8 protein-coding genes are annotated in these 8,622 nt (G+C 71.1%); 5 read left to right on the top strand and 3 right to left on the bottom strand.

Annotated elements, in window-relative coordinates; all coding sequences use genetic code 11:
• The first annotated feature begins 186 nt into the window (after positions 1-186).
• Both ABZ693_RS29340 and ABZ693_RS29335 read left to right on the top strand, forming a co-directional pair.
• Positions 187-834 carry a hypothetical protein gene (locus tag ABZ693_RS29340; RefSeq protein ID WP_359883387.1) on the top strand — a complete coding sequence of 216 codons (648 nt, stop codon included), beginning with the start codon at positions 187-189 and terminating at the stop codon, positions 832-834.
• Positions 831-1,106 (top strand): hypothetical protein, encoded by a 276-nt coding sequence (locus tag ABZ693_RS29335; RefSeq protein ID WP_359883385.1) that lies wholly within the window; start codon positions 831-833, stop codon positions 1,104-1,106. Before ABZ693_RS29340 ends, ABZ693_RS29335 begins: the two co-directional genes overlap by 4 nt.
• A 187-nt stretch (positions 1,107-1,293) precedes the next feature.
• Here the strand turns inward: ABZ693_RS29335 and ABZ693_RS29330 are convergent, their stop codons facing one another.
• Positions 1,294-2,820: an amino acid permease gene (locus tag ABZ693_RS29330; RefSeq protein ID WP_359883382.1), complete on the bottom strand. Its 1,527-nt coding sequence runs from the start codon at positions 2,818-2,820 to the stop codon at positions 1,294-1,296.
• A 113-nt stretch (positions 2,821-2,933) separates the two neighbouring features.
• The gene (locus ABZ693_RS29325) at positions 2,934-4,394 is read right to left on the bottom strand and encodes an amino acid permease (protein ID WP_359883379.1); all 1,461 of its coding nucleotides are present in this window, start codon (positions 4,392-4,394) and stop codon (positions 2,934-2,936) included.
• A 357-nt stretch (positions 4,395-4,751) separates the two neighbouring features.
• On the opposite strand from ABZ693_RS29325, the gene ABZ693_RS29320 reads away from it, so the two are divergent.
• Complete coding sequence (locus ABZ693_RS29320; protein WP_359883376.1) at positions 4,752-5,342, top strand: biotin transporter BioY; 591 nt, start codon at positions 4,752-4,754, stop codon at positions 5,340-5,342.
• A 156-nt stretch (positions 5,343-5,498) separates the two neighbouring features.
• Here ABZ693_RS29320 and ABZ693_RS29315 read toward each other — a convergent pair whose 3' ends face one another.
• On the bottom strand, positions 5,499-6,992 hold the full coding sequence (locus ABZ693_RS29315) for an amino acid permease (RefSeq protein WP_359883373.1): 1,494 nt from the start codon (positions 6,990-6,992) through the stop codon (positions 5,499-5,501).
• 203 nt (positions 6,993-7,195) lie between these two features.
• Between ABZ693_RS29315 and ABZ693_RS29310 the strand changes: the two genes are divergently transcribed.
• Both ABZ693_RS29310 and ABZ693_RS29305 read left to right on the top strand, forming a co-directional pair.
• Positions 7,196-7,690, top strand: a complete 495-nt coding sequence (locus ABZ693_RS29310) for a ribose-5-phosphate isomerase (RefSeq protein ID WP_359883370.1) — start codon at positions 7,196-7,198, stop codon at positions 7,688-7,690.
• The gene (locus ABZ693_RS29305) at positions 7,690-8,520 is read left to right on the top strand and encodes an Fpg/Nei family DNA glycosylase (RefSeq protein WP_359883367.1); all 831 of its coding nucleotides are present in this window, start codon (positions 7,690-7,692) and stop codon (positions 8,518-8,520) included. Before ABZ693_RS29310 ends, ABZ693_RS29305 begins: the two co-directional genes overlap by 1 nt.
• The last annotated feature ends 102 nt before the right edge of the window (positions 8,521-8,622 follow it).

Genomic DNA, 8,622 nt, shown 5'->3' with positions numbered 1-8,622 from the left:
ACTCGACCTGCTCGACCGTCAACTCATCAGCACACAGTCACATCAACGACGAACAGTGCCATCAGTCACCCCAGATGCGGTTGCAGTACTAGGGCGCGAGTCGTGGGCGCGAGTGCTTCCGCGCGCTCCCTCCAACGGTCCAACCGCCGCTGGGGCGGCCCCGGGCCGGGTCCCTAGCGTGCGGGCATGAGACTCCCTCAGCAGGCGCTGAAGCTCGCCATGGCCGTGGTCACGCTGTTCTGCGCCGTACTCGTCACCGCTCCCGCGTCGCACGCGGCGCCCCGCGCGGACTGGCGGCAGGTCGGCACCGACGCCCTCACCGGCGTCAGCGGTCTCACCCACGAGGGCCCCGGCGCCGCGCTGATCGTCCACGACAACAAGCGCGCCGGGCAGCCGCGGCTCTCCCGGATCACGTACGGGACGGACCCGATCGCCGTCACGCGGCTCACCTGGGACGGGGCCGAGCCCGTCGACCTGGAGGCCATCGAGGCGATCCCGGGAGTGACGGGCGAGTACGTGGCGCTCGCCAGCCGGGGCATCGTCTACCGGCTGCGGGTCGACGGCACGGTGGCGACCGTCCTGGACTATGCCCCGCTGCCCTCGATCGGACAGGGCGACAACGACGAGAGCTTCGCGCTGGTGTCCCGGGGCGGCCGGCTCGCCGCCCTGTGGGCCGACCGGGGCGAGGGGCCGGAGCGCCCCGCGACGCTGTACGCGGCGCCGCTGAACTTCGCGTCCTGGGGCGAGCCGCAGTTCGGCGCGGTGACGAAGCGCCCGTACACCTCGGTGTACCGCCGGGCGACGGCACCCGCCACATCTCCGACATCTCGGTGACCGACTCGGGCCGGATCCTGGTCGGTTCGGCCTCGGACGCGGGCGACGACGGGTCCTTCGACTCCGCCGTCAGTGACGCGGGCCGGGTGACGGTGTCGGCGAGCGGCGCGGTACGGGTGACCCTGGCGGCCCGGCCGGCGGTGCTCGGCACGTTCCCGGGGCACAAGGTCGAGGGGGTCGAATGCCTGCCGGGCACGGACGACGCGCTGCTCGGCACGGACGACGAGAACCTCGGCGGCTACGTCCGCGCGGCCGCGTACTGCGGAAGCTGAGCCCCGTGCGTGTCCTGTCGCGCGTGCTCGCGCGCGGTGGGCTGTTGTCGTCCCTATGACCGGGCAGCGCCCTCGGATGTGACAGCCGTTTCCCCGCGCTGCCGGGCCGGCCGCCCGCCGCGCGCACAGCACGGCGCCCCGCGGAGCGAAGGCTCCGCGGGGCGCCGTGAAGGGGGTGAGGTCCGGGTCAGGCCTTGTCGGCCGCCACCGGCTTCTTGTCGTCGTCCGCGGCCTCGCCGTCGGCCGCGGCCGGCTCGACCGGGGACGCCTCGGGCGCCGCGGCCGGGGCGGCCGTCGCGTCGCCGCGCCGGTTCTGGAGCACGAGGCCGACGATCGCGAGAGCGATGGTCAGTCCGCCCGTGTAGTAGAGCTGTTCGCGGGTGCCGGGCTCCATGGCCATCAGGATGAAGACGGCCACCATGCCGGCCAGCGCGACGATGGTGAGGCCGGGGAACAGCCACATCCGGACGACCAGCTTCTCCGGCGTCTCGCGCTCGGTGCGACGGCGCAGGGCCAGCTGGGAGGCGGCGATGAAGAACCAGACGACCAGGATGATCGCGCCGATGGTGTTGAGCAGCCAGATGAACGCCTTGTCCGGCGACCAGTAGCTGAGCATCACGCAGGCGAAGCCGAGCACGCACGAGACGAGGACGGCCAGCCGCGGCACGCCGCCGAAGGTGCGGCCGATGGCCTGGGGGCCCATGCGGCGGGCGACCAGCGAGCAGGCCATCCGGGAGGCGCCGTAGATGTTGGCGTTCATCGCGGAGAGCAGGGCGACGAGGACGACCACGTTCATGATCTGGCCGGCGGCCGGGATGCCCAGGTAGTCGAGGGTCGCGACGTACGGGCCCTTCTCGGCGACCGCCGGGTCGTTCCACGGCACGATGGCGACGATGACGGCCATGGAGCCGATGTAGAAGATCGCGATGCGCCACATCGCCGTACGGACGGCCTTGGCGACACCCTGGACCGGGTGCTCGGACTCGGCCGCGGCGATGGTGACGGTCTCCAGACCGCCGTACGCGAAGAGCGAGGCGAGCAGACCGAAGATCAGGCCGTCGACGCCGTTCGGGAGGAACCCGCCGCCGCCCGTGCCCCCGGCGGTCTCGGAGGCCGCCTTGGCCGCCTCGTCGGCCGGGATGACGCCCACGATGGCGAGCGCGCCGATGACCAGGAAGAGGACGATGGCGCCGATCTTGAGGGCGGCGAACCAGAACTCGAACTCGCCGAAGTTCTTCACGGCCGCCAGGTTGGTGCCGCAGAACACCAGCATGAAGAGGGCCACCCAGGCCCACTCCGGGGTGCCCGGGAACCAGCCGCTCATGATGCCCGCGGCGCCCAGGCCCTCCAGGCCGACGGCGACGCAGAGCAGGAACCAGAAGGCCCAGCCCGAGGTGAAGCCGGCCCACGGGCCGAAGGCGCGCTCGGCGTGGACGGAGAAGGAACCGGAGGCCGGGTTGGCCGCCGACATCTCGCCGAGCATGCGCATCACCAGCATGACGAGCACACCGGAGAGGGCGTAGGCGAGGACGATCGACGGGCCGGCCTTGGCGATGCCTTCGCCGGAGCCGACGAAGAGGCCGGCGCCGATGACGCCGCCGAGGGCGATCATCGACAGGTGACGCTGTTTGAGGCCGTGGGACAGGCTTCCGACAGGGGCGGTCGTGGTGCCGTCCTCACGGTCGGCCGGCGCGGGGGCGTTGGTCCGAGACATGGGCGAACTCTGTTCACTAGCCGAGACGGGAGAGTGGCCCACAGTGTGGGGGCGTGTACCGCTCAGAGGGAACGCTTGTCCGCTATACGGTCACGACCTTTACACAAGGTGAATTAATAATTCCGCTTAGTGCGGCGCATGACCCTCTCACGCATTCCGGCCACCAGCAGGACCAGCGCGGTCGCCCCGCTGGACCACAGCACCTGCGGCCGCGACGCGTCGTCGAGCAGCATCAGGACCAGCACCGCCGCCATCGCGGCCAGCGCCACCCAGGTGAGCCAGGGGAAGCACCACATACGGAGGGACAGGCTCTCGGGCGCCTCGCGCTCGATCCGGCGCCGCAGCCGCAGCTCCGAGACCGCGATCAGCGCCCACACGAACAGCAGCACCGCGCCGACCGCGTTCAACAGATAGAGGAAGACGGAATCAGGCCACTTGAGGTTGAGGAAGACGGAGACGAAACCGAAGGCCACCGAGGCGAGCAGCGCGCGCCGCGGCACCCCGCCGCCCGTCACCTTCAACAGGCCCTTCGGCGCCTCGCCGCGCTCGGCCAGCGAGAACACCATGCGCGAGGCCCCGTACAGATTGGCGTTCAGCGCCGAGAGCAGCGCCACGAACACCACCACGTTCATGATCTGCCCGGCCGCCGGCACCCCGATGTGGTCCAGCACCGCCACGTACGGCGACTCGCCCGGCACGATGGCGGTCCACGGCAGCAGGGTCACGATCACCAGCATCGACCCCACGTAGAAGAGGAGGATGCGCCACACGGCGCTGCGCACCGCCCGCGCCACGTTGCGCACCGGGTCGTCGGACTCCGCCGCCGCGATCGTCACGACCTCCAGGCCGCCGAACGCGAACGCGACGACGAGCACCCCGGAGACCACCCCCGACCAGCCGTTCGGCAGGAAGCCGCCCTGCCCGGTCAGATTCGCCATTCCCACCGGCTGGGTGTCCGGCAGCCAGCCGACGATCGCCAGCAGGCCGAGCACCAGGAAGAGGACGATGGCGCCGACCTTCAACGCGGCGAACCAGAACTCGAACTCGCCGAAGTTCTTCACCGCCGACAGGTTGGCCGCCGTGAACACCACCATGAAGAGGAGGACCCAGCTCCACTGCGGCACCGCCGGCGCCCAGCCGTGCGCGATCCGGGCCGCGCCCGTCGCCTCCACCGCCAGCACCACCACCAGCAGGAACCAGTACAGCCAGCCCACCGAGAAACCCGCCCAGCGCCCCAGCGCCCGCTCCGCGTGCACGGAGAACGCGCCGGAGGACGGCATCGCCGCCGACATCTCGCCCAGCATCCGCATGATCAGCATCGCCAGCGCGCCCGCCAGAAGATACGAGACGACGATCCCCGGGCCCGCGACCGCGATGCCCGCGCCCGAACCGACGAACAGTCCCGCGCCGATGACGCCGCCGAGCCCCAGCATCGTCAGATGACGCCGCTTCAGTCCGTGGGAGAGCGGGGCCGGCAGGTCGTCCATGACGGATGTGGCGGCACCCGAGGGGGCGGCGGAAGGGTCGGAACCCGAGGTTCCGGCAGGATCGGCGGGTTCGGCGGGATCGTGCATGTGGGGGGCTCGTGCTCTCGGGGCGGTGCTGCGCTTTATGGGGACCCCACAGTCTCTCCGGTCGGCGCCCCCGACGCAAAAGGGACCTCAGGGTACGACTTCCCAGTGACCAGCATCACGTGGCGCGACGTGTGGATCCTGGGCTTTGTTTGATCTCCACGAAGGGGCCGGTTCGTGCTTTGTGGGCCGCTGATGGTGATCGGCCGCTCACCCCTGGCATACGGTCGAGCCTGGCCCCTTGCGGCCCTCATGGCCCCCTGTAGCCGCCCGTGGTCCCCTGTGGCCCCGGCGGACCCTCAGGGGGGTCCTGTCCCCGCAGTTCCCGTCCCGCTGTCCCCGATCCCCCGCGGAGTACCGATGAGCACCGCAGCCCCCGTCTCCTCCCTCCGTTCCGGCACGGTCCTCGCCGACCTGATCCCGGCGAGCCGCGTCCGCGAGCTCGCGCTGGTCGTCGGCGGTGCCGCGCTGACCGGCATCGCGGCCCAGATCGCCGTCCCGGTCCCCGGCTCCCCGGTCCCGGTCTCCGGCCAGACATTCGCCGCCCTGCTGGTCGGCACCGCGCTCGGCGCCCGCCGCGGCTTCCTCTCCCTCGGCCTGTACGCCGTCGTCGGCATGGCGGGCGTGCCGTGGTTCGCCGAGGGCGCCTCCGGCTGGTCCATGGCCTCCTTCGGCTACATCCTCGGCATGCTGCTCGCCGCCACCGTGGTCGGCTCGCTCGCCCGCCGCGGAGGCGACCGCTCCGTGCTGCGGACCGCCGGCACGATGGCGCTCGGCTCCGCGATCATCTACGCGGTCGGCGTGCCGTACCTCGCGCTGGCCACCGGCATGACGCTCGGCCAGGCCGTCGCCGCCGGCCTCGTCCCCTTCCTCATCGGTGACGCGCTCAAGGCGGCCCTCGCGATGGGCGCCCTGCCGGCCGCCTGGAAGCTCGTCGGCCGCAAGGGCTGAACCGCCCGGCGGCGGGCGCGACACCCGCGCCCGCCGACCGTCCCGGAGCACGAGAAAGGCTCTCCGTACCCGATCGTCTCGGGTGCGGAGAGCCTTTTCGTTGTCTCTGGTGACCGTGGGGGGAGCGGCCGGCCGAGCGGGGTCAGGCGAGGAGCGTCAGCTCTTCTGCGCCGGGATCTCCGGCTGCGCGGAGCGCTTCTGGACCCGGTCCTTGACGAGACCGATCACCAGCACCAGCGCGGCCACACCCAGCGAGAGCACGACCTGCTGGCGGTTGTCGCCACCGTCGAACACCATGTAGCCGATCACGAAGGTGATCATCGCGATGGTGGCCCAGGTCAGGTACGGGAAGAGCCACATCTTCACGACCAGCTTCTCGGGCTGCTCGCGCAGGATCATTCCGCGCATCCGCAGCTGGGTCACACAGATGACCAGCCACACGAAGAGCGCGACGGCACCGGAGGAGTTCAGCAGGAAGGCGAAGACGGTGTCGGGCCACTTGTAGTTGAAGAAGACCGCGACGAATCCGAAGACCACCGAGGAGAGGATCGCCGCCTGCGGCACACCGCGCTTGTTGACACGGGCGAAGGCGCGGGGCGCGTCGCCGCGCTGGCCGAGCGAGAAGGCCATGCGGGAGGCCGTGTAGAGGCCCGAGTTCAGGCAGGACAGAACGGCGGTCAGCACGATCACGTTCATGATCTGGCCGGCGTGGGGGATGCCGATCGAGTCCAGGGCGGCGACGTACGAGCCCTTCTCCAGGATCGCCTTGTCGTCCCAGCGCAGCAGCGTGAGGACGACGAAGATCGAGCCCAGGTAGAAGACGGCGATACGCCAGATGACGCTGTTCGTCGCCTTGGTCACGGCGCGCTGCGGGTCCGCGGACTCGCCGGCGGCCAGGGTGACGATCTCGCTGCCCATGAAGGAGAAGACGACCATCAGCACACCGGTGAGGACCGCGCCCGTGCCCATCGGGAAGAACCCGCCCGAGTCGGTGAGGTGGGCGAGGCCCGCGCCCGGGTTGTCCGAGCCCGGCAGCACGCCGAAGACGGCCAGCAGACCGATCACCACGAAGGCGCCGATGGCGACGACCTTGATGCCCGCGAACCAGAACTCGAACTCGCCGTACGAGGCGACCGAGGCCAGGTTGGTCGCGGTGAGCACCACCATCACGATGAGGGCCCAGCCCCACTGCGGGACGGCCGGGATCCAGCCCTCCAGGATCTTGGCGCCGGCGGTCGCCTCGACTGCGAGCACCACGACCCAGAAGAACCAGTACAGCCAGCCGATGGTGAAGCCGGCCCAGCGGCCGAGCGCCTGGTCGGCGTAGGCGGAGAAGGAACCGGAGGACGGGCGCGCGGCGGCCATCTCGCCGAGCATCCGCATCACGAAGACGACCATCACGCCGACGAGCGCGTAGGACAGGAGGATGGCGGGACCGGCGGCGGCGATGCCGGCGCCGGAGCCCACGAAGAGGCCGGCGCCGATGACGCCGCCGATGGCGATCATCGAGAGGTGACGGTTCTTGAGGCCGGCCTTCAGGCCGTCCTGGCCGGGCGCGCCGTGGGAACCGTGTGCGCCGAGGGACTGCGAGGTACCACCGTTGTCGTCGGTGGGCCCGCCTTCCTTCGTCATGGTCGGCTGCGTGTTCATGAACGCTTCCTTTGGTGTGGGGGGCGCTCGGGTGAGCTGGAGACATAAAACCCGCATTCGGCCCCATGCGGAAGACCTAATTCCGGATCGTGATTTCGGACATACGGCACATCAACGGCCCAGAGCGGTCGGGACGGAGGTCCGGGACCAAGGTCCCGACCCCGCTTTCGGTTACCCAGGCCCGTCCGTGCCACACTCGGAACATGCGCGTCTACCTCGGCTCCGACCACGCCGGCTACGAACTCAAGAACCATCTCGTCGAGTGGCTGAAGGCCCACGGCCACGAGCCCGTCGACTGCGGTCCCCACATCTACGACGCCCAGGACGACTACCCGCCGTTCTGTCTGCGCGCCGCCGAGAGGACCGCCGCCGACGAGGGCAGCCTCGGCGTCGTCATCGGTGGTTCCGGCAACGGCGAGCAGATCGCGGCCAACAAGGTCAAGGGAGTGCGCGCCGCCCTCGCCTGGAGCGAGCAGACCGCCGCCCTCGGCCGCGAGCACAACAACGCCAACGTCGTCGCCGTCGGCGCCCGCATGCACACCCGCGACGAGGCGACCACCTTCGTCGAGATCTTCCTGAAGACCCCGTACTCGGGTGACGCGCGCCACACCCGCCGGATCGACATGCTCTCGGCGTACGAGACCACGGGCGAGCTCCCGGCCATCCCGGCCCACCACCCGCAGGAGCCCACCGCCTGATGCCCGAAGGGCACACCATCCACCGGCTGGCCGCCGACTACCGGGAACGGTTCGGCGGCCGGCCGGTGCGTGTCTCCAGCCCACAGGGCAAGTTCGCCGACTCGGCCGCCCTGCTCGACGGCGCGGTCCTCGCGCACACCGAGGCGCACGGCAAGCACCTCTTCCTGGGCTTCCCCGGCGAGGAGTGGGTCCACATCCACCTCGGCCTCTTCGGCAAGGTGAACTTCGGCGGTCCCGTCGCAGCGGCGGCCGGCCCGGTTCTGCCGCCGCCCACCGACACCGTCCGGCTGCGACTGGCCGCCGCCGACGCGTACGTCGACCTGCGCGGCCCCACCACCTGCGCGCTCATCACGGACGCCGAGAAGCGGGCGATACACGACCGGCTCGGCCCCGACCCGCTGCGCGCGGACGACGACCCCGCCGAGGCGTGGCGGCGGATCTCGAAGTCCCGCACCACGATCGCCGCCCTGCTGATGGACCAGAAGATCGTCGCGGGCGTCGGCAACGTCTACCGCGCCGAGGTGCTCTTCCGGCACGGCATCGACCCCTACCGGGCCGGCCGGGACCTGAGCCCGGGGGAGTGGACCGCGATCTGGGACGACCTGGCCGCGCTGATGCGCGAGGGCGTCCGGCTGAACCGCATCGACACCGTCCGCCCCGAGCACACCCCCGAGGCCATGGGCCGCCCGCCGCGCGTCGACGACCACGGCGGCGAGGTCTACGTCTACCGCCGGGCGCATCTGCCCTGCCACATCTGCGGCACCGAGATCCGCACCGCCGACCTGGCGGCCCGCAACCTCTTCTGGTGCCCGTCCTGCCAGCAGCGCTAGGGGCACCCACCGCGCGGGTCGGTGACCACCCGTGATCCGTCGCCGAGGCCGCGTCCTCCGTGAGAGTGAGTCGGCCGTGCGCGCGGAGCGGCGAGCCACGCA

It is taken from the genome of Streptomyces laurentii, from assembly GCF_040635425.1.
In the GTDB taxonomy this organism is placed as follows: Bacteria; Actinomycetota; Actinomycetes; order Streptomycetales; family Streptomycetaceae; genus Streptomyces; species Streptomyces laurentii.
This window is presented reverse-complemented; position numbering and strand designations above follow the sequence as displayed.

What these genes read in the sequence shown, in the direction of transcription:
- ABZ693_RS29340 (WP_359883387.1), top strand. Translation starts at nt 187, where the DNA reads ATGAGACTCCCTCAGCAGGCGCTGAAGCTCGCCATGGCCGTGGTCACG.
- ABZ693_RS29330 (WP_359883382.1), bottom strand. Translation starts at nt 2,820, where the DNA reads ATGTCTCGGACCAACGCCCCCGCGCCGGCCGACCGTGAGGACGGCACC.
- ABZ693_RS29325 (WP_359883379.1), bottom strand. Translation starts at nt 4,394, where the DNA reads ATGCACGATCCCGCCGAACCCGCCGATCCTGCCGGAACCTCGGGTTCC.
- ABZ693_RS29320 (WP_359883376.1), top strand. Translation starts at nt 4,752, where the DNA reads ATGAGCACCGCAGCCCCCGTCTCCTCCCTCCGTTCCGGCACGGTCCTC.
- ABZ693_RS29315 (WP_359883373.1), bottom strand. Translation starts at nt 6,992, where the DNA reads ATGAACACGCAGCCGACCATGACGAAGGAAGGCGGGCCCACCGACGAC.
- ABZ693_RS29310 (WP_359883370.1), top strand. Translation starts at nt 7,196, where the DNA reads ATGCGCGTCTACCTCGGCTCCGACCACGCCGGCTACGAACTCAAGAAC.
- ABZ693_RS29305 (WP_359883367.1), top strand. Translation starts at nt 7,690, where the DNA reads ATGCCCGAAGGGCACACCATCCACCGGCTGGCCGCCGACTACCGGGAA.